This is a genomic window from Tautonia plasticadhaerens (genome assembly GCF_007752535.1).
In the GTDB taxonomy this organism is placed as follows: domain Bacteria; phylum Planctomycetota; class Planctomycetia; order Isosphaerales; family Isosphaeraceae; genus Tautonia; species Tautonia plasticadhaerens.
In genome coordinates this window covers 3,013,349-3,039,808 of the sequence record NZ_CP036426.1, presented here as the reverse complement: position 1 = coordinate 3,039,808, position 26,460 = coordinate 3,013,349, and the positions used below count along the sequence as shown (strand labels likewise).

The window sequence follows — 26,460 nt, the reverse complement described above, 5'->3', positions numbered from 1 at the left end:
GATTGCCCATGTCCCGCCCCGCCCCGTTCCCCCTCCTCCTGCTCATCGTCGTCGCGGCCCTGGTCCCCCCGGCGACGGCCGCCCCCCCCGAGGAGGCGGTCGCCTACCGGGCGAGCCGGCTCTGGACCGGAGACGGCCCGCCGATCGAGGACGCGGTGCTCGTCGTCGCCGACGGCCGGGTCGTCGCCGTCGGCGATCAGGCCGAGGTGGAGGTGCCGGAGACGGCCCGGGAGGTCGACCTCGGCAGCTCGGCGGTCCTGATCCCCGGCCTCGTCGCGGCCGAGACCGGCCTGGGGGCCGTCCGGGAGGACGACGAGCGGGCGCTGACCCCCGAAGTCCGCGCCATCGACGGCTTCGACCCCTTCGCCGAGTTCGACGGACCGCTCTCCGGGGGCGTGACCAGCGTGCAGCTCAGCCCCGGCCGCAGCCGGCTGATGCCCGGCCGGGGGGCCGTCGTCAAGCTCGACGGGCCGGACCCGGCCGACCGGACGCTTGACCCCGAGGGGGACCTCCGGATCCTGCTCTCCCCCGAGGCGCTCAACCCTCCCCGGATCTACGAGCCTCCCCCCCGGCTCGCCTCTCGGGACCGGCCCATCGACCCGACCCAGCCGCAGCTCGCCTCCAGCCTCGCCGGGGCCGTCGCCGGGCTCCGGTCGCTCATCGGGGCCGCCCGGGCCGACGACCCGGCCGGGGGGACCGACCCGCTGCTCGGCCCCCTCGCCGCCGCCCTGGACGACACCGGCCGACTCCGGGTCACCGCCCCGGGCGCCTCCGAGATCCGGGCCGCCCTCGCGCTGGCCCGGGAATTCGACCTGAGGCTCCTTCTCGTCAACCCGCTCGACCTGTCCCCGTTCCTCGGCCGGCTCGACTCCTGGGCCGGCCTCGTCGACGGCGTCGTGCTCGACGCCCGGTTCCGGCCCGGCGAGGTGACCGAACTGCCGGTCCCCTCCCCCGGCGACCCCGAGCCGACCGAGCCCTGGGAGGACGCCGCCTCCCTGGTCGACGCGGGGATCCCCGTGGCCATCGTCCCTGCGACCGACGCCGACCTCGGCGACCTGCTCTTCCTCGCCGGCCAGTTCACCGCCGGGGACCTCTCCGAGTCCCAGGTCCTCCGGATGGTCACCGCCTCCCCCGCCGAGTTGCTCGGCGTGGGAGACCGCGTCGGCACCCTCTCCCCCGGCAAGGACGCCGACTTCGTCGTCCTCTCGGGAGACCCCTTCGACCTCCACTCCCGGGTCCGGGAGGTCTACGTCTCCGGCCGACGCTCCTGGTCGGCCGACCCGGAGTCGAAGGCTACCGTCATCCGGGCCGGCTCCGCCCAGCTCGGCGACGGCTCGACGGTCGAGGCCCCCACGATCGTCGTCCAGGGCGGCATGATCCGGGGGGTCGGCCCCGATGCCTCCGCGCCGATCGACGCCGAGGTCTTCGTCTTCGAGGATGCCGTCGTCACCCCCGGCCTGCTCGACCTGGCCGCCGACCTCGGCCTCGGCGGCCCGCTCTCAAGCCGCCCGCCCTCCGCGACCTCCTCGACGATCGTGCTCGGCCCCTTCCCGATCATCATCGAGGACGACGAGGAGGACCGGGACTTCGGCGGCCCGTCCCGGACGAACGTCTCGCTGGAGACCAAGCTCGGCGAGCGGCTCGTCTCCGGCGACCCCGCCGTGGCCGTCGCCCGAAGGGGCGGCATCACCACGGTACTCACCGGCCCCCGCGAGTCCTCCTCCCCCTCCCCGGTGGTCGCCTTCAAGCTCGGCGACGAGCCGACCGTCCTGCGAGATCCCGCCGCCATCCGCTTCCAGCTCGGCGGCAACCTCACGACCGCCGTCTCCGGCCTCCGCTCCACCCTCCGACGCGCCGGCGATTACGCGAAATCCTGGGAAAAATACAAGACAGACCTTGAAGCGTACGAGGCGAAAAAGAAAGAATATGAGGAGGCCAAGGCCCGCCTCGAAGCCGAGAAGAAGGCCGAGGCGGCCAAGCGAACGGCCGAGGAGGCCGAGAAGAAGGCCGAGGCGGCCAAGAAGGAGTCCGGAGGCGACTCCGACGAATCGAAGGACGAACCCACCGGAGACCAGCCCCCCCGGCCCGAAGGTGGGGGTGAGCAGGGTCAGGATGAGGAGGAGTCCGACGAGGAAGAGACGCAGGAGGGCGACGATCCCGGGGACGACGACGAGAAGACCGAGGCCGAATCCGAATCCGACGAGGAGACGCTCCCCGAGGAGCCCAAGCCTCCCAAGGAGCCGAACAAGGTCGATTCGCTGGAGCCCTACCGGGCCCTCTTCGGCGGCGACATCCCCGCCCTCGTCGAGGTCTCCCGCCTCGACGAGATCCGGGCGGCCGTCGAACTGTTCCGGGACGAACACGAGCTGGACACCGTCCTCCTCGGCGCCGCCGACGCCTTCCGGGATCTCGACCTGCTCGCCGAGAAGGATCTGGCCGTCGTCGTCGGCCCCGACCTCGTCCGCGAGGTCGACCGGGAGACGGTCAACCTCGCCCAGGTGCTCGCCACCCGGGGGATCTCCTTCGGCTTCCAGTCGCAGGCCGGCACCGGGTCGGGCACCCTGCCCCGGGCCGTCCGATACGCCGTCCGGCTCGGCCTGGGCACCGGAGATGCCCTGGCCGCCCTCTCCTCGAGCCCGGCGGGATTCCTGGGCCTGGACGACCGGATCGGCATCCTCGCCCCCGGCAAGGACGCCGACCTCGTCGTCTGGAGCGGCCCCCCCTTCCGGCCCTCCAGCCGGGTGCTCGCCGTGATGATCGACGGAACCTGGGCCTATCTCGATCAGGAGGACGACCGCCGATGACGCCGACCTGGATCGCCCCGACCGCCGCCCTCCTGGTGCTGCTCTCCGCCCCGTCCTCCCCGGCGCAAGACGACGCCCGGCCCGCCGAGGGTTCGGAGACCGGCCGCCTCGCCGTCCTCGCCGGGAAGGTGATCACCTGCGCCGGCGACCCGATCGTCGACGGCATCGTGCTCGTCAAGGACGGCAAGATCGAGGCCGTCGGCCCCCGGGCCGAGATCGAGATACCCGAGGGGTACCAGGTCATCGACTGCGGCGATAAGTTCCTCATGCCCGGCCTCGTCGAGGTGCATTGCCACATCGGCGGCTCGGGAGACCTGAACGAGATGGTCTACCAGACCAACCCCGACCTCCGGGTGCTCGACCAGGTGATCCCCCACAACGAGGCCCTCCAGGTGGCCGTGGCCGGCGGGGTGACGACCGTCTGCTACATCCCCGGCAGCGGCACGAACATGGGGGGCTTCGGCGCCATCCTCAAGACCGGCCCCGGCACGCTCGACGACGTGCTCGTGCGCTTCCCCGGCGTCCTGAAGATCGCCCAGTGGGGCAACCCCGAGCGCCGCGACGGCACCCTCGGCTCCGGCCGGATGGGGATGAACTGGATCATCCGGGACCAACTCGAAGAAGGCCGCACGTACGTCGAGGCCTGGGACAAGTACGAGTCCGGCGAGACTTCCGAGCGGCCCGAGACCGACCTCCGCCTGGAATACTTCAAGCCGCTCTTCCGCCGGGAGATCCCGGTCCTCGTGCACACCCAGGGCTATCAGGGCATCCAGGCCACCCTGGAGATGCTCAACGACGCGATGAACCTGCGGTTCGTGATCGGCCACGGCACGTTCGAGGGCTACCTGATCTCCGAGGAGATCAACAAGCGTGGCATCCCCGTGATCGCCGGCCCCCGGGGGTTCCGATACGACCCGGACGACGGCCAGATCCACGGTATCGTCGCCGAGTACGACGACCGGGGCATCGAGTGGCTGGGGGTGAACACCGACTCCCCCGTCATCCCCCAGGAGGAGCTGTTCTTCCAGGCCGCCATGGCCGTCCGCTACGGCTGGGACGAGGAGGAGGCCATCCGGGGGATCACCATCGAGCCGGCCAGGGCCCTGATGATCGAGAACCGCGTCGGCTCGATCGAGCCCGGCAAGGACGCCGACCTCGTCATCTGCACCGGCTCGATCATCGACCCGCGCAACTACGTCACCCAGGTGATCATCGACGGCAAGGTCGCCTACGACATCGAGAAGGATCGCCGCCGCTTCTGAACCCCGGTCCACGGTCACCGGCCGTCCGCCATCCCCCCCGGAGCCCCGACCCGTGACACCCACCCGCCTCCTCCCGCTCCTGGCCGCGACGCTCGCCCTGGCCGCCCCGGCCCCCGGGGCCCGGGGCCAGGACCGGCCGCTCGCGCTGAAGGGGGCGACGATCGAGACCGTCGGCGAGGCCGGCCGGATCGAGACGGGCGTGATCGTGCTCCGGGACGGCAAGATCGAGCGAGTCGGCCCGATCGACGAGGTCGAGATCCCCGAGGATGCCCGGGTCGAGGACGCCTCCGGCATGACGATCATGCCCGGCGTGGTCGAGCCGGCCTACCCGTTCCAGGTGCCGGGCGAGTCCTCGTCCTCGGGGACCCGCACCATCATCATCGGCGGCCGGGTCATCACCCTCGGCGGCTCCAGCCCCACGAGATCCCCCATCTTCACCCGGGTGGCCGACTCCTTCGATCCCTTCCGCGCCGACTTCGACGCCCTGCTCCGCTCCGGCCTCACGCACCTCGACCTCGTCCCCCCCGACTACGGCCAGACGGCCGTCGTCCGGATCACCCCGGACGACCCCGACGGCATGCTCGTCGAGCGGGACGGGCGCTTGTATGTCTCCGTCTCCAACAGCACCGCCAGCCTCGACGTCGTCCGCAAGGGCCTCGAAGCCACCAAGCCGGACGCCCCCGGCGGCGGGCGAGGGCGTCCCGACGGCCCGACGGGCCGGGGGAGGTCGGGCGGCGACGGCGCGTCGGGCCGCCCCGGGGGCCCGCCCTCTCCCGGGTCGTCCTCGGCCGACTCCTCACGGGACCTCTGGAAGGCCGTGGCCGAGGGCAAGGCCCCGCTGCTCGCCGACGCCGGCAACGCCGCCGCCATCCTCTACCTGCTCGACGCGATCGAGGACTTCGAGGACGTAGAAGTCGCCCTGATCGCCTCCGGCTCCGACGTCTACCGGACGCTCGATCGCCTCTCGGGTCGGGGAGGGGTCACCCTCCTGCTCCGGCCGACGATCGACACGATGCCCGACAACCGGGACCGGATCAATCTGCCCCGCATCGCCCACGAGGCCGGCCTGGATCTTGCGTTCAGCCAGGGCGGCAACCGCTTCGGACTGCTCTCGGCGCAGGACACTCCCCTGTTCGACGTCGGCTACCTCATCGCCACCGGCCTGCCCCGGGAGGTCGCCCTGGAGGCGCTGACCGCCCGGCCCGCCGACCTGATCGGCCAGGGCGACGCGCTCGGCCGGCTGGAGGAGGGCAAGGCCGCCTCGCTCCTCGTCTTCGACGGCGACCCGTTCGACCCCTATAGCCGCCTCCGCACCGTCATCATCGCAGGGAGGACCGTTTATGAGACCGACTGACTTCATCCGAGCCCTGGCCTTCCTCTGCCTCGTCTCGACCGCCCCCGGACTGGCATTCGCCCAGGACGAGACGCCCGAGCCGTCCTCGTCGAAGCCGGCCGAGGACGCGAAGGATGCCGAGCAGGAGAAGGAGAAGCCCGGCCCCATCCTGGCGATCGTCGGCGGCGACATCGAGACGGTCACCCGGGGGACGATCCGCCGGGGGACGATCCTCGTCCAGGACGGCAAGATCCTCGCCGTCGGCCAGTCGGTCGACGTGCCCGAGGGGGCCGAGGTGATCGACGCCGGCGGCAGGGTGATCACCCCCGGATTCGTCGCCGTCGACATGGACGGCGTCGGCGTCGGCCCGGCCGCCAGCGGCCGGGGGGGCGGCGACAGCAACAAGGTGGCCGACGCGCTCGACCCCTTCGATCGGAATATGAAGTTCTGCCTCGGTTCCGGCATCACGGCCGGGGCCGTGCAGGTGGGCGGCTCGTCCCGCTCCCGCTTCTTCTTCGAGCCCGGCCCCGGCTCGCCCGACCGGGCCCCCGTCGAGCTGACCATCGACGACCTGATCGGCCTGCACGCCGAAGGCGAGCTCGACGACGCGACCTTCCACCACCTGATCTCCCACGCCCGGGGGCATGGCGACGGCCACGGCCACGCCGACCCCGCCCTCGGCCTCTTCGCCGGAGGCGAGGGCCCCGGCATGGTCTCCCCGTTCGACGGCCGCTTCTTCAGCGACCAGGACCGCGCCGGCACCTGCGCGCACTGCTCGGCCACCGTCATGGAGACCCTCCCCGAGCCGCTCGCCCCCCCTTCCCCCGCCAGGCCCCGGCCTGACAGCTACGCCGTGCTCCGCCTGACCTACGGCGACCTCGACGGCATGCTCGCCGCCGAAGACCCCTTCTACAGCCTCTCCCCCTCCGCCCTCACCGGCCCGTTCAACGTCTTCTCCTGGCGGGAGAACATCAAGAAGGCCCGCGCGTACCTGGAGGAGTTGGAGGAGTACGAGGCCGACAAGAAAGCCGGCAAGAAGGACCTCAAGGAGCCCCGAAACCCGGTCGACGACGGGCTCATCAAGCTCGTCAAGAAGGAGATCCCGCTCCGGGTCCGGGCCGACTCGGCCGAGGAGATCCGCGACATGCTCGCCCTGGCCCGCGAACTGGACTACGACCTCGTCCTCGACGGGGCCGCCGAGTCCTGGGTCGTCGCCGAGGACCTCGGCAAGGCCGGCGTGCCCGTCATCATCACCCCCCGGGACCGCCGCGGCCCCGACCCCGGCCGGGAGGACACCACCGGCACCTCCATCGAGACGCCCGGCATCCTCCAGAAGGCCGCCATCCCCTTCGCGATCACCCCCCTGGGTAGCTCCGTCAGCCTCAACGGCCTGGCCGGCCGCGACCTGACGAGCCTGCCGCTGGAGGCCGCCTTCGCCATCCGGGGGGGGGCCGACGAGGCCACCGCGCTGGCCGCCCTGACCATCGTCCCGGCCCGGATCCTCGGCCTCGACGACCGGATCGGCAGCATCGAGCAGGGCAAGGATGCCGACCTGCTCATCCTCGACGGCGCCCCGCTCGACTACCGGACCTACGTCGAGACAGCCATCGTCGGCGGCAAGGTCCGCTACCGACGCGCCGAGGACCGCGTCTTCCCGGTCTTCGACCGAGACGCCCGCTGATCGCGGCCCGATCCCATCCCCGCCGACCCACGACCGGCCGCCCGCCCCGCGAATCGCTCGGGGCGGGCGGCCGGTCCCGTTTCTCGCCCCGCGGCTTGCGGCGTCGCGGGCGGCCCGATACCCTCGGAACGATCGCCGAGACCCGATCGATTGCCGAGGAAGTCCCATGCCCCGTCGCCCTCGTCTCCCCCTCATCCCGGCGCTGCTGGCACTGCTGATCGCCCCCTCCCTCGCCTCGGCAGCCGACGACCCGAGGGACATCCGCAACGGTTGGACGATCCCCGACGAGGGCTACTGCGACCAGCCCTACGTCGTCGTCACCGACCAGGGCCACTGGCTCTGCACCATGACCACCGGCACCGGCCACGAGGGCCAGGCCGGCCAGCACATCGTCGCCACGATCAGCGCCGACCGGGGCCGCACCTGGTCCGACCACATCCCCATCGAGCCCTCCGACGGCCCCGAGGCGTCCTGGGTGATGCCCCTGAAGGTGCCCGGCGGTCGCATCTACGCGTTCTATACTTATAATTCCAAAAATATTCGCGAAGTCCCCTCGAACTCCGACCCCGTCGGCCGACGGGTCGACACGCTGGGTGCCTATGCCTTCAAGTATTCCGACGACGGCGGCCGGACCTGGTCGGACGACCGGTTCGAGATCCCGATGCGCCGGATGGGGATCGACCGCGGCAACACCACCGGCGGCGAGGTCCTGTTCTTCTGGGGCGTCGGCAAGCCCATCAGCGTCGGCGACGACGCCTATCTCGGCTTCGCCAAGGTCGGCAAGTGGGGCACCCCCGGCGCCATGGTCGAGTCCCAGGGCGTGTTCATGCACAGCGACAACATCCTCGCCGAGCCCGACCCCTCGGCGATCCGCTGGGAGCTGCTCCCCGAGGGGGACGAGGGCCTCCGCGCCCCCAAGGGGCCCGTCTCCGACGAGGCCAACCTCGTCTCCCTCTCCGACGGCTCCCTCTTCGCCACCTACCGGACCATCGACGGCTACCCCTGCCAGGCCTACAGTCGGGACGGCGGCAGGACCTGGACCCCAACGGCCTACATGACCTACGGGCCCGACGGCCGTCGGGTGAAGCACCCCCGGGCCGCCAATTTCGTCAGGAAGTTCGACAACGGCAAGTATCTCTACTGGTTCCACTTCCACGGCGGTGAGCCCGTCCACCGCGAGGGCTGGAACTATTACGAGGGCCGCAACCCCGCCTGGGTCCTCGGCGGCGTCGAGCGAGACGGCCTCATCCACTGGTCCGAGCCCGAGATCCTCCTCTACGACGAGGACCCCGACGTCCGGATCAGCTACCCCGACTTCGTCGAGGACGGCGGCCGCTACTACGTCACCGAGACCCAGAAGGAGACCGCCCGCGTCCACGAGATCGACCCCGGCCTCCTCGACGACCTCTGGGGCCAGCTCGACCGCCGGGAGGTCGAGCACGACGGCCTTGCCCTCGAGCACGTCGGAGACCCGATCGAGCCAGGCAGCGAGGTCGAGATGCCCTCGCTCCCCGACCTGCAAGATCGCGGCGGCTTCGCCATCGAGCTCCAGGCCCGCTTCCGGGAGCTGACCGGAGGCCAGACCCTGCTCGACACCCGGGACGAGTCCGGACGCGGCATCCGCCTGGTCACGACCACCCGATCGACCCTCGGCATCTCCCTCGGTGACGGTACCACCGAGGCCACCTGGGACAGCGACCCCGGCACCGGTCCCGGCACCCTCAGGGTGGGCGACTGGCAGCACATCACCGTCATCGTCGACGCCGGCCCCCGGATCCTCAGCGTCGTCGTCGACGGCGTCCTCAACGACGGCGGCGCCCTCCGCCAGCACGGCTGGACCCGCTTCCTCACCGAGCTGGGAGACGTCAACGGCCGGGACCGGGCCCGGCTTGCCTCCCGCCTCTACGGCGATCTCCGCTCCGTCCGCATCTACGACCGCCCCCTGCGGACCTCCGAGGCCGTCGGCAACCACCGGGCGGGCCTCCTCGACGATCGAGGCGCGATCCCATCAACACCAACGGGCCTACGTCCATGATCGCCCCACTGCTCGTCCTCCTCGCCCTCCCCCTCGCGGAAGACGCCCCGCCGACGATCGCCGAGGCGACCGACGGCCTGGAGAAGATTGACGGCTTCCTCCCGCTCTACTGGGACGACGCCGAGGGCAAGCTCCTCGCCGAGATCGCGCGCTTCGACGAGGAGATCCTCTACCAGGTTGCCCTCTCCTCCGGCGTCGGCTCGAATCCGATTGGCCTGGACCGAGGACAGCTTGGCGACTCCCGGGTCGTCGTCTTCCACCGGGTCGGCCCCAAGGTCCTCCTCGTCGAACGGAACACCCGATACCGCGCCATCACCGGCAGGGAGGCCGAGCGCCGGGCCGTCGAGGACTCATTCGCCACCTCCGTCCACTGGGGCTTCACGGCCGAGGCGGTCGAGGAGGGCCGCGTCCTCGTCGACCTCACCCCCTTCGCCCTCCGGGATGCGCACGGCATCTCCGCCGCCCTCCGCCGGTCGGACCAGGGCAGCTACCGGCTTGACGACGACCGCAGCGCCCTCCACCTCCCCCGCACGAAGGGATTCCCCGCCAACACCGAGATCGAGGCCATCCTCACCTTCGCCACCGACGGCGAGCCCGGACGCCTCGTCCGCCAGACCACCCCCTCGCCCGAGGCCGTCACCGTCCGCCAGCGGCTCTCCTTCATCGAGCTGCCCCCCCTCGGAGGCGAGGGCTCCTACGCCCCCCGGCGGCTCGACCCCCGCGTCGGCGTCTTCGGCGTCGAATTCCATGATTATGCGAAGCCGATCACCGAGCCGATCGAGACCCGCTGGATCTCCCGGCACCGCCTGGAGAAGCAGGACCCCGAGGCCGATCGCTCCGCACCCGTCGAGCCGATCGTCTATTACGTCGACCCCGGCGCACCGGAGCCCATCCGATCGGCCCTCGTCGAGGGCGCCTCCTGGTGGGCTGAGGCGTTCGAGGCCGCCGGCTTCGACGACGCCTTCCGCGTCGAGATCCTCCCCGAAGACGCCGACCCGATGGACGTTCGCTACAACGTCATCAACTGGGTCCACCGCTCCACCCGGGGCTGGTCCTACGGCTCCTCCGTCATCGACCCCCGCACCGGGGAGATCCTCAAGGGGCACGTCACCCTCGGATCGCTCCGGGTCCGCCAGGACTACCTCATCGGCACCGGCCTGGTGCCCGTCGCCGCCAAAGAGGACGCGGCGACGGGCTGCGAATGCGCGATGTCCCCGCCGGTCGAGTACCTGGATGGCCTCGACCCGTCCGTCGACGCCGAGGCCATGTCGCTGGCCCGGATCCGACAGCTCTCGGCCCACGAGGTCGGCCACACCCTCGGCCTCTCCCACAACTTCGCCGCCAGCTCCTACGGCCGGGCCTCCGTGATGGACTACCCCGCGCCCCTGGTCAAGGTGACCGAAGGCGGCGAGATCGACCTGTCCGACGCCTACGACGCCGGCATCGGCGACTACGACAAATTCGCCATCCGCTACGCCTATTCCCAGTTCCCCCCCGAGGCCGACGAGGATGCCGAGCTGGCTCGGATCATCCGGGACGGCCTCGACGCCGGCTTGCTGTTCCTCGCCGACGCCGACGCCCGGCCCGCCGGCGCCGCCCACCCGCTGGCGAACCTCTGGGACAACGGCGACGACCCCGTCGCCATGCTCCGCCAGGAGCTTGAGGTCCGCCGAATCGCCCTCGATCGCTTCGGCCTCGCCAATCTCGACGCCGACACCCCGCTCGGGATGCTGGAGGCGAAGCTCCTGCCCCTCTACCTGCACCACCGCTACCAGCTCCAGGCCGCCGTCAAGAGCGTCGGCGGCGCCTCGTATACCTACGCGGTGAAGTCGGGCGACGGCGTTTCTCCCGAGCCGGTCATCGAGGTCGTCCCGGCCGATCGCCAGCGCGAGGCGCTCGACGCCGTCCTGTCGGCGGTCGAGCCGGCCGCCCTGGCCCTGCCCGATCGGATCCTCGACCTGATCCCGCCCCGTCCCTTCGGCTTCGGTGGCGGCACCGCCGAGTCCTTCACCGGCCACACCGGCCCCACCTTCGACCCGATCGCCGCGGCCACGGTCGCCGCCGACCTCGCCGTCTCCGGGCTGCTCCAGCGCGACCGGGCCGCCCGGCTCGCCGACTACCACGCCCGGGATGACGCCAACCCCGGCTTCACCGAAGTCGTCGATGCGTTGGTGGACCGGACCTGGCATCGTCCGAAGCCCGGGGACGGGCGTCAGGCGGCCGTCCAGCGGGCGGTCCAGTCGCTGGTCGTGACCCGGCTCATCGGACTGGCCGGGGACGATCAGGCCGCCCCGGAGGTCCGGGCGACGGCCACGGAGGCCCTCCGCTCGCTCCTGGCCCGGATCAACATCCCCTTCCCCGACGCGCCCCACCGCCGGGCGATCCGGGACGACATCGAGCGCTTCCTCGACCGGCCCATGCCCGAGCGCTCCCGGCCCGATCCCCCCCCGACCCCGGCCGGAGACCCCATCGGCGGCGGGGGGAGCTGATCGGCCATGGCCGCAGTCGACCCGACCCCCGCCCTGACCCTCCCGGCCGGATTCTACGTCGACCCCGACCAGTTCCGGGTCGAGGTCGAGCATTTCTTCATGCGGAAGTGGGTCTGCGTCGGCCGGGTCGACGACCTCCCGGCCCGGGGAGACTTCGTGACCCGGGACGTGGGCGTCGAGAATCTAATCGTCGTCCGGGCCGAGGACGAATCGATCCGGGCGTTCTTCAACGTCTGCCGACACCGCGGCACCCGGCTCTGCGCCGATCCGTCCGGCAACACCGGAGGCTCGATCCGCTGCCCCTATCACGCCTGGACCTATGACCTGTCCGGACGTCTCGTAGGCGCCCCGCACATGGACGCCGTCCCCGGCTTCCGCCAGGAAGACTGGCCGCTGGCCCGGGTGGTCGTCTCGGAGTGGGACGGACACGTCTTCATCAACCTGTCGGGCGATCCGGCGCCCCTCTCGGCCCAGCTCGGCGACCTCCCCGATCGCTTCCGCTCCTGGGGGATGGCCGATCTGCGATCCTCCGAACGGATCGCCTACGACGTGGCGGCGAACTGGAAGCTGATCATCCAGAACTATTCCGAATGCCTCCACTGCCCGGTCATCCACCCGGCCCTGAACCGACTCTCGCACTTCCTCAGCGGCGAGAACGAGCCGGCCGCCCCCGGGCACCTCGGCGGGGCGATGCGGCTCCGCGACGGCATCGCCTCGATGACCGCCGACGGCACCTCCCGACGCCCCCCGCTCCCCGGCCTCGGACCCGAGCAGCGGAGGACGGTCCAGTACTATGCCGTGCTGCCGAACCTGCTCCTGAGCCTGCACCCCGACTACATGATGACCCACCTGGTCTGGCCCCGGGCCGTCGACCGGACCGAGGTCGTCTGCCGGTGGCATTTCCACCCCGACGCCCTCGGCCAGCCGGGGTTCGACCCCTCCGACGCCGTCTCCTTCTGGGACCTGACGAACCGGCAGGACTGGCACGTCAGCGAGCTTTCGCAGCTCGGCATCGCCTCACGGGCCTACCGGCCGGGGCCGTACTCGGCCCGGGAGTCGATGCTGCACGACTTCGACGCGCTGATCCTCCGGGAACTCGGCCAGGCCCGACCGCCAGGATGACCGCCCGGGCGTGACAAATCGGGTCAAGATCGGAGGATCAATTCTTCGAGCTTCGATTTGTACATCGGCTCGCTCATCGTGCTGACCCAGGAGACGGAGGGCTCATAGCCCCCCTCGCCGTAGGATCGTTCCAGCGGGATGTACCACGGGCCGCCGTCGCCGTAGGCGGCGACCGCGAGCGGGAACTCCCCGGAGAGCGATTTGGCGAAGAGCTGATACTCGACGAACGTCTCGGCCGGCAGGTGGATCACGCTCGACGCGTTCGTGTCGAGCTTGCCCAGCAGGATCGGCCGCCCGGCCTGCAGTCGCATCAGCCAGGAGCAGGTCATCGCGCTCCGGTTGCGATCGACGGTCGGGGCGTCCGGGTCCTTCACGACGGCGAGCAGGCGGTCCAGGTCCAGGTCCTCCCTCGGGTCGAACCGGATCGGCAGGGTGGTCCAGGAGAGGAGGTCGAGCGGGTGGTCCTCGGCCGAGGCGTCGGCGGCGGCCATCGCCTCGTAGACGCGGTCGGTCAGCACGACCCGGTTCTCGGGGGACCCGTCGTTGAACTTCCCGGCGGTCACGTTCCCCGCGCAGCCTGTGAAGTACAGGTGCAGCGTCCCGGCCTCGTCGGCGTCGCGGCGGGCCCGGGCGAGGCCGACGAAGTCGGCGGAGACCCGGCCGTCGCCGTAGTAGCTCATCGGGTGGGTCGTGTAGTAGTACAGCCGGGCGACGGGGAGGCCGGCCCGGAAGAAGGAGATCGACCGCAGGGTCGGGTCGATCGTCCCGACCGGCTCGGCCCGGGCCTCGGGATCCCGGGTGGCGCTGGTCCGGGTGAACTTGATCTTGCCGTCGGGCCCGATCACCCGGCGGTTGCAGGCGACCCGGTCCACCTCGGCCGAGCCCACCCCCAGCAGGTCTACCCGGTCGGCCGACCTCACCGCCTCCGCCACGGCCGTCGCCGACCGAGCCATCAGCCCCTCGACGAACCGCTCGTCGAAGAGCAGCGGGTCCGCCCCCGATTCCCGGAGCAGGCGATTGCCGACGAGGTCGACGAACGGGGCGTTGTGCTGGTGGACGCAGTGCAGGGCGACGCGGTCGGGGGAGGTCCCGGCCGCCTCGGCCAGCCGCTCGGTCCAGAGGCGGTGCGACTCGTTCAGCACGCCGGTCCAGTCGAGCGAGGCGATCACGATCGGGTCGTCGGCCCCCAGCAACACGATCCCCCGCAGCCGGAGCGGGTCGTCCTGCCCGACCACCGGCGTGATCCAGCCCCCGCAGAGCGGGTGGCCCATCGGGGGGGAGGCGTCGAGGTCGAAGGTCCCGAGGCGGATGTCGGTCTGCACGGCTGATTCCCTCTCGCGTCGCGATCCTGGCCCGTCGAGGCGGCCCGATCCGATTCGATTGCCAGCCTAACGGCGTCCTCCCCGGGAGGGAACCCGCCGGGCGGTCGCGACCCCCGGCCGAATGGCCGACGCCGAGGGACGGGGAGTCTCAGCGGAGGATCATCATCATCCGAGGGGTGCGCAATTCCATGATCGTCTGCTCGTCGATGATCGCCGTCCGGCTCGACGACGCCGAGAGGCCGAACAGGGAGCCCAGGCTGATCGGCTTCTGGTAGCGGACGACCCGGGGGCCGTCGAGGTCGGCGCGGCGGATGGCCTCGGCGATGGCGTCCTCCTGGTAGCCGAGCCGGTCGACCAGCCCCAGCGCCAGCGCCTCGTCGGCCGAATAGATCTGCCCCTCGGCGACCTCCCGGGCGCGGGCCATCGGCAGGTCCCGGCCCTGGGCGACGATCTTGAGGAACCGCTCATAGGTGTCGTCCACCAGCTCCTGGAACCGGGCCAGCTCGCGGTCGCTGAACGGCTCGAAGGGTGAGCCCATGTTCTTCCACTCGCCGGCGGTGACGGCCCGGAAGTCGACGCCGATCTTCTCGATCAGCTCCGAGGCGTTGGGCAGCTCGATGATCACTCCGATGGAGCCGGTGGTCGTCGTCGGCTCGGCGATGATCTCGTCGGCCGGGGCCGAGACGTAGTAGCCCCCGGAGGCCGCCAGCCCTCCCATCGACACCACCACCGGCTTGCCGGCCCGCTTCAGCAATTCCACCTCGCGCCAGATCTGGTCCGAGCCGGTCACCGTCCCCCCGGGGGAGTCGACCCGGAGGACGACGGCCTTGACCTTCTCGTCTGCCCGGGCCTGGCGGATCTGCTTCACCGCGAAGTCGACGCTGTTCAGCGCGATCAGGCCCTCCACCCGCACCACCGCCACCGTGTCGGCCGTCGGATTGACCGACCCGGTCACGTACTGCTCATCCAGCCGGTCGGGCGTCAGGCCGCCCGACTCCCGGGACAGGTACGCGACGTTCAGCGCGATCGACAGCAGCAATACCGGCCAGATCAGCCGACGGAGGCAGCCGGGGCGTTCCCTCCGCTCGAGGACGATCGTCTGGCCCGGGGGGGCCGGGGGATTCTGGGCACTCATCGATTCACTTGCCTGGTTGGTTCGGGATCGACTCCGGGCGATTGACGGTTCGTGGCCATCTTACCGCCCTCGGGGACCGTCCCGGAAGGGAGGCGGCGTCGGCCGGCGCGTCGGGCGCGCCGATTGCCGGGAGATTCACCGATTGTCCCCGCGAGGGGCCACCGGCCGCGTCTCGTGGCCCGTGGTACCGAGCCCTCGCCGGATGCGGAGCGGAGGAATCACCCGTGAACGATCAAGAACTCGGCCGGATCATGCTCGAAGCGCTCCGGGACTCCAGGAGCCCCACCCACATGGAGGATCTCGTGGCCGTCGCCCGGGGCAACGGGGTCGACGCGTGGCCCCAGATCACCCGGGTCGCCGACGAGCTGCACCGGCGAGGCTACGTCGAGCAGTTCGAGCCCTCGGAGCAGGCCATCCTCGCCCGCATCAGCGACTCGGGCCGATCGGCGCTGGAGTCCGGCGGGCCCGAGATCGACCATCGGGAGAGCGTTGGCGGGTAGGAACCCCGGTCGCGCCGCGTGCCATTTGGCGGATGCGACCCGGCGGGGCCGGGTCCGGATCGCCCCGCGACCCGCCCCGCACCCGCACCCGCATGCGCCGGGGGCTCACGCCCCGCCGCCCGCCAGCTCGACCCGGGGCGCCTGTCGCACCTCGACCTCGGCCCGGAAGTAGGACGCCTCCGGGAAGCCGAAGCATGCGGCGAGCAGGACCTCGGGCACGTGGGCGATCCGGGTGTTGTAGCGTTCCACGGCGTCGTTGTAGCCCTGGCGCATCAGGGCGACCTCGTTCTCCAGCAGGGTGAGCCGTCGCATCAGGTCTCCGGTGAGGGTGTCCCCCTTCAGCTCGGGGTGGGCCTCCCGGAGGCCGGTGATCCGGCCCAGCAGCGATCGCTCGGCGGTCAGGACCTCGGAGGCCCGGGTCGGATCCAGCACGACCCCCCCGCCGTAGCCCCGTCGCATGAGCGAAAGCTCCTCCTGCACGCCCCGCTCGTGGGAGAGGTACGAATCGACGATCTCCTGGAGGCTCGGCACCAGGTCGGCCCGCTTCTTCAGCGAGACGTCGATGTTGTGCCAGGCGCGTCGGACCCGGTTGCGGAGGAAGACCAGGTCGTTGAACATCAGGATCGCCACCGCAAGCGCGAAGTAGCCGATCGCCACGCCAGTGGCCGCCAGGAAGTCGGTCGCCTGGAACGAGCCGAGCACGCCGAAGCCGAGCAGGGTGGGCAGGATCAGGGCGTCCAGCGCCAGCGTCACCCAGAACTGGCCGACCCGGGCCTTGCGGTGCATCAACGCCGGCTCGGAATAGTTGCTGAGGATGTAGGGGAGCGAGCGATCGTTTCCTCGTTCCAGCCGGAGGGAGGCCATCTCCTCCGGCTCGATCGTCGCCGAGCCCAGCGCGTAGAGCGGGTCGCCCACCTCCAACCGGGTTTCGCCGTAGCGGAGCTTCCCCTCCTGTCGGCTGTCGTGGTGCCGGGTCAGGATCTCGGCCCCCTCGGGGAGCACGAACAGCCGGCCGTGGTCGTCCCGGCAGTCGAAGCCGACCTGCTCGGCGCGGTCCTCGATCGTCACCCACTTGGCGTTCTTGCCCGTCCCCCTCCGTTCCTGCACCGTGTAGTGGAACTGGACGCAGGGGCGGTCCGAGAGCGGGCCGGTGAGCGACCGCCCGCCGAAGGCCGGCTCGATCGTGCCGACCACCTCGGCGAAGCCGACGGCCACGCCGACGGTCGGGCTCGTTGGCACGTTCTCGATGTACCGCTTCTCCTTCACCTTCCTCAGGCCGATCCAGGAGCCGACGACCGCCAGCACCAATGCCCCCGCCCCGACGCCCCCCGCCCGGCCTCCCCCCAGCCGGGCGGCCTCGAACTGCCGGTCGAGCCTCGACAGCTCCTCGGCGTCCGGTCCCGGCAGCGGGACCGGCTCGGCGGCCGAGACGCCCCAGAGCGGGGCGAGCTGCCGCTCGGGGAAGCGATCCCGAATGGCGTTGGCCCGCAACACGGCCCGGGCCAGGTCGATCCGGAGCCTCCGGAGGCGGCGACGCTCCCGCTCGTCGAGCGGGGCGAACTCGGCCGGGTCGTCGAAGCGGCCGAGGGCCCCCCAGTCGCCTTCCCAGGAGATCCCCCGCCTCCGGAGCAGATCGCCGACCGCCTCCCGGGCCGATCCCCTCGCCCGGTCCAGGCGATCCCGGGCGCCGACCAGGTCGGCGTGGACCATCCGGAGGCCGCAGAAGCCCAGCCCGACGACCATCGCCGTCGCCAGCACCGCCAGGTAGGTCGGCGACTTGTGCATCCGGGCGAGCCAGCCGCCGAAGTAGACGGCGAACGAGAGGGCCGCCAGGCCCCCCCAGATCAGGAAGATGGCGACGGTGGCCATGCCCCGGCGCTGGCCCACCTCGTCCCCCTCGGCGACGATCGGCGAGTACCGGCCGGGGGCGTCGAAGACCACCTCGCCGAGGCCCTCGGCGTCGACCCGGGCGAAGCCGAAGACGAAGACTGATTCCCCCGGCTCGATCCGCCACTCGCTGTAGCGACGGTTCCCCACCGTCTCCCCCAGGTCCTTGCCGGAGGTCCGGAAGACGTCCCCGTCGGCGGGTCGGACGGCGATCGAGCCCGAGTCGTCGATCAGCCGGAAGGTCGGCGCCCAGGCCTCCCGGCGATCGACCACCTCCCACTTGGTGTCGCCGTCGGAGTCGGTCGTCTTCTCCTCCTCGGTGTAGTGGTAGTAGAGCGACGGGACGTGGGATCGCGGGGCGTGGACGACCCCGGAGTCTTCGTCCGGCTCGGCCCGGCCGGAGAGGTTGATCTCGCCGGTCATGGCGGCGAGGACCTCGGTGCGGGGCACGCGTTCCAGGTCCCGCTGGCGGCGGAGCCGGTCGAACCCCGCCGACCCGAGCGCCACCGAGACGACCAGGCAGCCGACCGTCGCCCCCCCCAGCAGCACGAGGCCGAGCACCCCGGGGCCCGAGTCGACATCTCCCCGGCCCGAGTCCGAGGCCAGGAGCCGACGCCCCAGCCGCATTAGCAAGACGCCGGCCACCACGAGGATGAGGGCCATCGGGAGCCATCGGAAGAGTGCGTCCATCGCCTGCGTCGGCTCCGTTGCCGTGGTCTCGGGTCGATCCGCATCCCGCCGGATGACGGCCTCGACCCCGACCGCCCGGGGTGCATTCGATCGCCGGGGCGGTTCATTCTGCGGAGGCCGGGCCCGGGGGGGGCGGCCGCGCACGGTCGGGGTTGCCCCCCTCGCGTTGACGGGCCCCGGCGGCGTTCCCACAATGAGGGCGCCGACCTCGCGATTCAACATCCCCCCAGGGAGAGGGCCGGACATGGGCTCCTTCGCCGTCATCTTCCCGGCCGCCGGCCGATCGCGGCGGTTCGGAGACGCCAGCCGGAAGAAGATCTTCCACGAGGTCGACGGCCGGGCCGTCTGGCTCCGGGCCGTCGAGCCGTTCGTCAACCGGGAGGACGTCGGGCAGCTGATCCTGGCGATCGCCCCCGAGGACTTCGAGCTGTTCGACCGCCGCTACAAGGCGAACGCGGCCTTCCTGGGCGTCACCGTGGTCGAGGGCGGCGCCGAGCGGTTCGACACGGTGGCCGCCTGCCTGGATCGGGTGGATCCGGGCTGCGACCACGTCGCCGTCCACGACGCCGCCCGGCCCTTCCCGGCCGCCGGCCTGATCGACCTGGTCTTCGAGGCCGCACGGGAGCACGGCGCGGCCCTGCCGGGCCTGGCCGTCTCCGACACCCTGAAGCGGGCCGGCCCGGACGGCCTGGTCGTCGAGACCGTGCCGAGGGAGGGGCTCTACGCCGTGCAGACCCCCCAGGCCTTCCGCCTGGACCTGCTCCGACGCGCCCACGAGAACCGGCCGAACTTGACGGCCCCGGTCACGGACGACGCCCAGCTCGTCGAGGCGATCGGCCATCCCTGCCGGATCGTCGCCGGCTCGCCCTATAACATCAAGATCACCACGAAGGACGACCTCCGGATGGCCGAGGCCATCTCCCGGGTCCTCCCCCGCCCCCGATCCGGGAGCGGCACCGCCCACCCCTTCGCCGACGAGCGGGCCGCGTGGGGAGAGGGGCCCGACTCCTGACGGCCGGGCGCCGGGCCGTCGGCCCGTCGAGGGGGGCGTCCCGGATCCGGGGGGTCGCCCGGCACCTCCGGGCGGTCGGCCGCCGGCGGCCGGGGCGCCGAGCAGGAGCCGGAGGGTCGGCTCGATCGCCTCGGCCCAGGCCTCGTACGAGGGCCGGGAGAGGTGGAGATAATCCGGGAAATGGGAGCGGGGGACCATCCCCTCGTCGTCGAGCAGCCGGGGGCCGAGGTCGAGGAACCGGACCCGGGGCAGCCGGCCGAGCGGGGCAATGAGGCGGTTGACCTGCTCCACCTCCGGGTCGGGGCGGTCCCGCCCCGGCGGCGGGTCATTCGGAGGAGAGACGCCCCGGGGGGGCAGGCCCATCAACAGGACGACCGCCCGGGGGAGCCGGCGACGGACCTCGGCGACCACGGCGGCGATGCCCTCGGCGATCTCCCGGGGCTCGTCGACCGGGACGTTGTTCGAGCCGATCATCAGGACGACCACCGCCGGGTCGATCCCGGCCAGCTCGCCGTGCCGGACCCGCCAGAGTAGGTGCTCCACCCGGTCGCTGCCGATGCCGAAGTTGGCCGCCCGTCTCGGCTCGAACCGGGAGAGCCAGAGGTCGAGCCCGTCGCCGTCGTACCGGTCCCGGCCCGACCCGAGCCACCCCCGGGTGATCGAGTCCCCCAGGAAGAGCAGGTCGACCGGCCCGGCCGCCGCCCGGGCGACCATCGCGTCGTGCTGCGCCAGCCAGCCGGGCAGCTCTGGCCTCGGGGTCGGTGTCGTCGGCCCCCCTCGATGAGGAGGCCGGGCCCCCATCGCGGCGAAGTGCGCCGTCGCCATCGCCCCGGCCGCCGCGGCCGTGAGCCCGGCCGTCGCGGCGAGCAGCAGCAGTCGTCGGGAGGGGAGGTGGCGGTTCACGGGGGAAGTCGGATGTCAAATGGCCGATGTCGGGATGGCCGGCGGCCCCGTTGGACCGGCGTGCTCGACCGGCCCGACATCCTCGGGCCCGTCTCGGGCGGCGAACCAGGGGGAGCACGACCCCCGGACGATCGTCTCCGCTCCCGGCCCTCCCGGCAATCGCCCACCGTCATCGACCATCCCTCCTCCGGGATTGTGTCGAACGGTGCCCAACCCCGGCCGCCCCGCGGCCCGGCGATCGGCGCCCGCAGTCGGGACGGGACCTCCCGTCGCCCGGCCTCATCGCCCGCGACCCGCGATCCTCGACCCGCCCCTCGGCTCAATCGGCCTCGCCCAGCGTCCAGGGCTGGCCGAAGTGCTCCTCGAAGCAGAGTTCGGACAGCGGCAGGCGACCGAGCGAGGGGACCTCGGCGTGGCCGGGGGCCGGGTAGCCCAGGGCGATCAGGCCGCAGAGGGCGTGGTCGACGGGGATCCCGAAGTCGTCCCGGATCGCGTCGGGGTCGAAGCGGTCGATCGGGGCGGTGGCGAGGCCGAGGCCCTCGGCGGCGATCATCAGGGTGGCGGAGGCGAATGCGGCGTCCTTGCAGGCCCGGCAGGGGAGGTCCGGCTCGGAGGCCAGGTCGCGCCGGACCTCGGCGTCCAGCCGCCCGGAGGCCTCGGGGCCGAGGGATGCCCCGGCCTGCATCTGTCCCAGGATCGCGCCCCAGTGGCTCCGGTGCGGGAAGTGATGGCCGAGTACGACGAGGGCAACCGTCGCCTCGCCCAGGGCCGGGTGCGCGTAGGAGGCGCGGCGGAGCCGGTCGAGGTTGCCCGGTTGCCGGACGACCAGCCAGCGCCAGGGCTGCAGGTTGTGCTTCGAGGGGGCCAGGCCGGCCAGGGTGAGGAGCCGGACGATCGGGCCGTCGGGGACGGGGCGGCCGGGGTCGAACCGGGGGGCGGATCGGCGGCGACGGATGGCCTCTTCGGCGGTCATGGTCGGGGGTGCTCCGGGGCCGGGAGCCGGGCGGGTCGGCCGCGCCGACCGGGGTCGGGCCGGGTGCTGGCGTCGGGGCGCGGGCTGGCGTAAGATGCGGCATCCAGCCGGGGTCGGCGCCGCGCCGGCCGGGCTTCCACGGGACCGTTGTAGGCGATCCGAGAGGGACGAAACACCATGTTCCGGAATATCTGCGCGCCGGCGATGCTGGCCCTGCTCCTGCCCGTCATGGCCTGCGCCGCCGAGCCGAAGCCCCAGTCCGAGGAGTGGACCTCGCTGTTCGACGGCGAGACCCTCGGCGGCTGGGAGATGATCAAGCTCGATCCCCAGAACGACAGCACCTGGGCCGTCGAGGACGGCGTCCTCGTGGGCCGGGGCGAGGCGTCGATGCTCTACAGCCCCGAGGGGGACTATAAGAACTTCCGCTTCCGGGCCGAGATCAGCATCAACGACGGTGGCAACTCCGGCATGTACTTCCGCTCGGAGAAGGGCCCCAGCTTCACCGGCGGCTACGAGTGCCAGATCAACAGCACCCACCGCGACCCGATCAAGACCGGGTCGATCTACACACGGGTCCATGTGTACGAGGAGCTCGTCCCGCCCGACACCTGGTTCACCCAGGAGGTCGAGGTCAAGGACGTGGACTACCGGGGCAAGGTCGTCACCTCGATCACCGTGAAGGTCAATGACACGGTCCTCTACGAGTTGCTCGACTACGACCGCCAGTACGAGTCGGGCCACTTCGCCTTCCAGGGGCACGACCCGGGCAGCGTGGTCAAGATCCGCAAGGTCGAGGTCATGGAGCTGCCCTCCAACTGACCGTCCCGACCGGCCGACCGGCCGACCGGCCGACCGGCCGACCGGCCGACCGGCCGACGCCCCCGCTCGGACCCCCGGCCGACGCCCGTCAACGGGCGTCGGCCGTCCACCTCTCCCTCCCGCTCGGGCCGATCCCCCGGGGCCGACGCCGCCCCCCTCCCCTCCCCCGCTTCGAACCCGATCCCGACTCCCGTCCGCCTCCCCTCGGAGCCACCGATGGATACGTATAACCGGGTCATGGACCTCGTGATCGGGGCCCTCTGGAGCACCCCCACGTTCTTCGTCCTGCTGGGCACGGGCGTCCTGTTCACGGTCTGGAGCAAGTTCATCCAGTATCGCGCCCTGACCCACGGCGTGAAGGTCCTCCGGGGCGCCTACGACGACAAGGACGACCCCGGGGCGATCAACCACTTCCAGGCCCTCTCGGCGGCCCTGTCGGGGACCGTGGGCCTGGGGAACATCGGCGGCGTGGCCCTGGCGATTGGCATCGGCGGCCCCGGGGCCCTTTTCTGGATGTGGGTCACGGGCTTCCTCGGCATGGCGATCAAGGCCGTCGAGGTGACGTTGGCGATGATCTACCGGGACACCAGCGACCCGGACAACCCGCACGGCGGCGCCATGTACGTGATCAAGCGCGGCTTCGGCGACCGCGTCGGCGGCTGGGCGAGGCCCGTGGCCTGGTCCATCGGTGCGGTCTTCTGCGTCACCCTGCTGGTCTCCACCATGACCGGCGGCAACATGTTCCAGGCCTGGAACGTGGCGAGCATCACCAACACCTACTTCGGCGTGCCCACCGTGTTCACCGGCGTGGTGCTGGCGATGATCACCGGCGTGGTCATCATCGGCGGCATCAAGCGGATCGGCGACGTGGCCGGCCGGCTCGTCCCCTTCATGTGCGGGCTCTACCTGCTGGCCGGGGTGGTGGTGCTGATCGTCAAGGCGGCCGACGTGCCCGCCCTGCTGGCCCTGGTCGTCCGGGAGGCGTTCAGCCCGACCGAGGCCGCCGGCTCCTTCATCGGCGCGACCGCCTGGTTCGGCCTGACGACCGGCCTCCGCCGCGCCCTGTTCTCCAACGAGGCCGGCCAGGGGACCTCCCCCATCGCCCACTCCGCGGCCAAGACCGACGAGCCGGTCCGGGAGGGCGTGGTCGCCGGCCTCGAGCCGTTCATCGACACCTGCCTCGTCTGCACCCTGACCGCCCTGGTCATCCTCGTCACCGGCACCTGGAACCGGGAGGCCGCCGGCGACTTCGGCGGGGAGATCGCCCTGGTCGAGGGGGAGTCCGGCGCCTTCGAGATCCGGGGCGACACCGCCCCGGAGCACCTCCCCGAGCTGCCCGCCCCCGACGTCTGGACCGCCGGCAACGCCTTCTTCCTCGTCGCCGAGGTCGAGGAGACCTCCGGCGACACGGGCAGCAACCTCGTCCGGGTGCCCGGCGCCCTGGTCGACGACGGCGAGGGCGGGCTGAGGATCGCCTGGGGCTCCTTGCCGGCCGAGGCCGCCGACGGCGCCACCCTGGTCGGCAAGGGGGTCTACCGGGACCTCGTGGGCGCCGCCCTGACCGGCCTGGCCTACGACCGGGCCATCCCGGGGCTGGGCAAGTGGCTGGTGACGGCCGCCTGCTGGCTGTTCGCCATCTCCACGCTCATCTCCTGGGCCTACTACGGCGAGCAGGGGGTCATCTACCTGTTCGGCGACCGGGCCGTGACCGCCTACAAGCTCGTCTTCTGCCTGGCCACGGTGGTCGTCACCCTGCCGGACTTCATCCGGACCGACACCCAGCTCGGCAACCTCGCCGACCTGGGGACGGGCGTCATGCTCGTGGCCAACGTGCCGATCATCCTGGCGATGGGCTACCAGGCGATGAACGCCTTCTCCGACTACTTCGCCAGGATGCGCTCCGGCTCGATGGCGCCGCCCCGCAAGACGCCGCCGTTCACCGACGTCGTCGAGGGCCGGGACGTGGAGTGAGCCCGACCCGTCGGCGACCCGCCCCAAGGCTCTCCCTCGGCTTCGGGGGGAGGGGGGACGGATCCCGCCCCTCGCCCCCGCCCGCGGGGGAGCGGGTGGCCGGAGGCCGGGTGAGGGGGATCGGACGATTCAACGACTTGAGCCCGGACGCGGGACCCCTCACCCTGGCCCTCTCCCCGCGATCGGGGAGAGGGGGAGGGATTGCGACCCTCGCCCCCGCAGGCGGGGGCGAGGGCGGGCGCAGTCCGGGTGAGGGAGATCGGACGAGTCCCCGGGCCGTTCGTCGGCCCGACCCGGCTCAGGCCAGGTCGTCCTCCCCCTCCTCCTTGAAGGTGGGGGTGTGGTCGGGGTCGTGGTCCGGCTCGACGAACTGCCTGGAGGTCAGCAGCTTGGCGAAGCAGTAGGTGGTCATCGCCAGGACGAACGCCCAGACGAGCCCCATGAAGATCCAGGCCGAGGTGGTCATGCCGTCGGTGTTCATGCCGGGGTCCCCCGCTCCTGCGTCCCCTTGCGGGACCAGGCCAACGCCACCAGCGCCGAGAAGAAGAGGAAGATGCCGATCAGCCCGAGCCGGTCATACGTGCGGATCGACCGCAGCGACTCGTAGTAGGAGACGACCTCGGGCGAGGCCCCTTCGGGGGTGACGAGGTCCTTGTGGAGGATCTTGCCGATCACGCTGTCGCCGGCCCACTCCCAGGCGGGCACCCCCTCCCCCGAGCCGATCGAGCCGAAGAAGCCGTCCCACCCGACGCTCGGCTTGAAGACCGCCGCCAGCAGGATGACGATGATGAACGCCGGCGTCACGTACTTCGTCACGTAGTAGAAGAACCGCGGCACGTTCAGCTCGGAGCCCCGCATCAGCTCCTCCCAGCCCCTGTCGATGCCGAAGACCCAGGCGAAGAGGATCACCTCCAGCAGGGCGAAGACCACCAGGGCGAACGTGCCGACCCAGAAGTCGAAGTCGCTGAAGACCCCCTGCTCGTGGATCATCGCCACCGGCACGGCCAGCAGCAGCAGCATCCCCATCAACGCCCACGACGCCCGGACCCGGCTGAAGTTGAACTCGTCTTCCAGGAAGGCCATCACCGGCTGCCCCATCGCCAGCGAGCTGGTGATGGCGGCCAGGAACAGCAGGCCGAACCAGAGGAATCCGGCCAGCGGGGCGAACGCCGGCCCCCAGTTGTTGAACAGGGTCGGCAGGGTCATGAAGGCCAGCCCGAAGCCCGAGCCGCCCGCCACGCTCTGGCGGACCGCCTCCAGGCCGAGGTAGCTGACGGCGATCGGCAGCAGGATGGCGCCGCCCAGGACGACCTCGCACAGCTCGTTCGTCCAGGCCGTGGTGGCCCCGGTCAGGGCCACGTCGTCCTTCTTGCGGAGGTACGAGGCGTAGCAGTGGATCGACCCCATGCCGATCGACAGCGTGAAGAAGATCTGCCCCGCCGCCGCGAGCCAGACGGCCGGGTTGCCGAGCTGGGAGTAGTCCGGCTCCCAGATGTAGTTCAGGCCGATCCAGGGGCTCTCCACCATGTTCGGGTCGGCGTCCGGGTGGCTCGACAGGCCCTTCACCGCCAGCACCACGCCGAAGAGGATCAGCAGCGGCATGGCGACCTTGGCCACCACCTCGATGCCCCCCGCCACCCCCCGGGAGAGGATGAAGATGTTGATGCCGATGCAGACGGCGAACATCACCAGGCCCGGCACGCTGACCGCGAAGACCTCGTTGGGCGCCTGGCCGGTGATCCGGTCGAAGAAGGCGGCCGGGGGCTCGGCCGAGAAGCCCCCCAGCAGCGAATAGATCGCGTACGACAGGCACCACGACTCGATGTAGAGGTAGTACGACGCGATCCCCAGGCAGGTCAGCAATCCCAGCACGCCCAGGTACTTCCAGGCCCGGCTCTTGCCCAGCGACTGGAAGATGCCGGGCGTGGAGTGGTGCCCCAGGCCGCCGCCGTAGCGGCCCATGGTCCACTCGATCCACATCAGGGGGATCCCCATCACCACCAGCGAGACGAGGTAGGGGATCATGAACGCCCCCCCCCCGTTCTGCGCGGCCTGGGCCGGGAACCTGAGGAAGTTCCCCAGTCCCACGGCATTGCCGGCCATCGCCAGCACCAGGCCGACCCGAGAGGCCCACCGCTCGTTCTTCGCCATCCGAACCCCCCGTCCGGCTCCGTCGCCCTCGGTTGCAATCCCCGGCAAGCTCGGACTCTGTAACAAATCCGGTCCCGGGTCGCCAGGGGGCGCCCGCCGGGCGAGGGGCCCGGCCTTCCCCGGGCGGGGGCGGCGGCCGGCCGGGGGCCGATGACCCAGACCGGGAGACGGGGCCCGGGGACGCCCACCGGGCCGGCTCATGCCGGATCGCCCGGATCGCTGACTCTTGGAGTGGCTGGACAGATTGCTTGAGTTACAGACATTCGGGGTGGCCGGGCTCGATCGGGGCGAGCCCCCAGGGTCGGAGGCCGGGGGCTGGGGGCTCGGTCCGCTCGGCCCCGGCCACCCTGGCCGGCGCCACCCCGAACCGC

At 71.6% G+C, this 26,460-nt stretch carries 17 protein-coding genes and 1 pseudogene; 11 read left to right on the top strand and 7 right to left on the bottom strand.

Annotated elements, in window-relative coordinates; all coding sequences use genetic code 11:
- The first annotated feature begins 8 nt into the window (after window positions 1-8).
- The 7 genes from ElP_RS11840 to ElP_RS11810 all read left to right on the top strand — a co-directional run bounded on the left by ElP_RS11840 (window position 9) and on the right by ElP_RS11810 (window position 12,726).
- Window positions 9-2,804, top strand: a complete 2,796-nt coding sequence (locus ElP_RS11840; RefSeq protein ID WP_145269498.1) for an amidohydrolase family protein — start codon at window positions 9-11, stop codon at window positions 2,802-2,804.
- A complete protein-coding gene (locus ElP_RS11835) occupies window positions 2,801-4,066 on the top strand; it encodes an amidohydrolase family protein (protein ID WP_145269496.1) in 1,266 nt (421 codons plus the stop codon). The genes ElP_RS11840 and ElP_RS11835 overlap by 4 nt, the downstream gene beginning before the upstream one ends.
- Window positions 4,067-4,118: 52 nt before the next feature.
- Window positions 4,119-5,420 carry an amidohydrolase family protein gene (locus ElP_RS11830; RefSeq protein WP_145269495.1) on the top strand — a complete coding sequence of 434 codons (1,302 nt, stop codon included), beginning with the start codon at window positions 4,119-4,121 and terminating at the stop codon, window positions 5,418-5,420.
- Window positions 5,407-7,080 (top strand): amidohydrolase family protein, encoded by a 1,674-nt coding sequence (locus tag ElP_RS11825; RefSeq protein WP_145269492.1) that lies wholly within the window; start codon window positions 5,407-5,409, stop codon window positions 7,078-7,080. Before ElP_RS11830 ends, ElP_RS11825 begins: the two co-directional genes overlap by 14 nt.
- 166 nt (window positions 7,081-7,246) lie before the next feature.
- Window positions 7,247-9,115, top strand: coding sequence for an exo-alpha-sialidase (locus ElP_RS11820; protein ID WP_145269491.1), 1,869 nt, complete (start codon window positions 7,247-7,249; stop codon window positions 9,113-9,115).
- The gene (locus ElP_RS11815; protein WP_145269489.1) at window positions 9,112-11,604 is read left to right on the top strand and encodes a zinc-dependent metalloprotease; all 2,493 of its coding nucleotides are present in this window, start codon (window positions 9,112-9,114) and stop codon (window positions 11,602-11,604) included. The genes ElP_RS11820 and ElP_RS11815 overlap by 4 nt, the downstream gene beginning before the upstream one ends.
- 6 nt (window positions 11,605-11,610) lie before the next feature.
- The gene (locus ElP_RS11810) at window positions 11,611-12,726 is read left to right on the top strand and encodes an aromatic ring-hydroxylating oxygenase subunit alpha (RefSeq protein ID WP_145269487.1); all 1,116 of its coding nucleotides are present in this window, start codon (window positions 11,611-11,613) and stop codon (window positions 12,724-12,726) included.
- 23 nt (window positions 12,727-12,749) lie between these two features.
- On the opposite strand, the gene ElP_RS11805 is transcribed toward ElP_RS11810, so the two are convergent.
- Together ElP_RS11805 and sppA are read right to left on the bottom strand one after the other, a co-directional pair.
- Entirely contained in the window at window positions 12,750-14,048 is a 1,299-nt protein-coding gene (locus ElP_RS11805) for a hypothetical protein (protein ID WP_231749678.1), read from the bottom strand.
- 148 nt (window positions 14,049-14,196) lie between these two features.
- Window positions 14,197-15,183, bottom strand: a complete 987-nt coding sequence (sppA, locus tag ElP_RS11800; protein WP_145269485.1) for a signal peptide peptidase SppA — start codon at window positions 15,181-15,183, stop codon at window positions 14,197-14,199.
- A 224-nt stretch (window positions 15,184-15,407) separates the two neighbouring features.
- Between sppA and ElP_RS11795 the strand changes: the two genes are divergently transcribed.
- Entirely contained in the window at window positions 15,408-15,683 is a 276-nt protein-coding gene (locus ElP_RS11795) for a hypothetical protein (protein WP_145269484.1), read from the top strand.
- A 105-nt stretch (window positions 15,684-15,788) separates the two neighbouring features.
- Here ElP_RS11795 and ElP_RS11790 read toward each other — a convergent pair whose 3' ends face one another.
- On the bottom strand, window positions 15,789-18,260 hold the full coding sequence (locus ElP_RS11790; protein WP_145269482.1) for a LemA family protein: 2,472 nt from the start codon (window positions 18,258-18,260) through the stop codon (window positions 15,789-15,791).
- A gap of 244 nt (window positions 18,261-18,504) precedes the next feature.
- Here ElP_RS11790 and ispD point away from each other — a divergent pair, with 244 nt between their 5' ends.
- Window positions 18,505-19,272, top strand: coding sequence for a 2-C-methyl-D-erythritol 4-phosphate cytidylyltransferase (gene ispD / locus ElP_RS11785; RefSeq protein ID WP_145269480.1), 768 nt, complete (start codon window positions 18,505-18,507; stop codon window positions 19,270-19,272).
- Between the two features lie 183 nt (window positions 19,273-19,455).
- Here the strand turns inward: ispD and ElP_RS41140 are convergent.
- Window positions 19,456-19,986 (bottom strand): annotated as a pseudogene (locus ElP_RS41140) (GDSL-type esterase/lipase family protein); the annotation flags it as partial.
- Between the two features lie 508 nt (window positions 19,987-20,494).
- On the bottom strand, window positions 20,495-21,148 hold the full coding sequence (locus ElP_RS11775; protein WP_145269478.1) for a nitroreductase family protein: 654 nt from the start codon (window positions 21,146-21,148) through the stop codon (window positions 20,495-20,497).
- Window positions 21,149-21,325: 177 nt separating this feature from the next.
- Here ElP_RS11775 and ElP_RS11770 point away from each other — a divergent pair, with 177 nt between their 5' ends.
- Both ElP_RS11770 and ElP_RS11765 read left to right on the top strand, forming a co-directional pair.
- Window positions 21,326-21,967 carry a 3-keto-disaccharide hydrolase gene (locus ElP_RS11770; protein ID WP_145269476.1) on the top strand — a complete coding sequence of 214 codons (642 nt, stop codon included), beginning with the start codon at window positions 21,326-21,328 and terminating at the stop codon, window positions 21,965-21,967.
- Between the two features lie 216 nt (window positions 21,968-22,183).
- Entirely contained in the window at window positions 22,184-23,938 is a 1,755-nt protein-coding gene (locus tag ElP_RS11765; protein ID WP_145269474.1) for an alanine/glycine:cation symporter family protein, read from the top strand.
- Window positions 23,939-24,236: 298 nt separating this feature from the next.
- Here the strand turns inward: ElP_RS11765 and ElP_RS11760 are convergent, their stop codons facing one another.
- Window positions 24,237-24,419, bottom strand: a complete 183-nt coding sequence (locus ElP_RS11760) for an acetyltransferase (RefSeq protein ID WP_145269472.1) — start codon at window positions 24,417-24,419, stop codon at window positions 24,237-24,239.
- Complete coding sequence (locus ElP_RS11755) at window positions 24,416-26,089, bottom strand: sodium-dependent transporter (protein WP_145269470.1); 1,674 nt, start codon at window positions 26,087-26,089, stop codon at window positions 24,416-24,418. The genes ElP_RS11760 and ElP_RS11755 overlap by 4 nt, the downstream gene beginning before the upstream one ends.
- Window positions 26,090-26,460 lie beyond the last annotated feature (371 nt).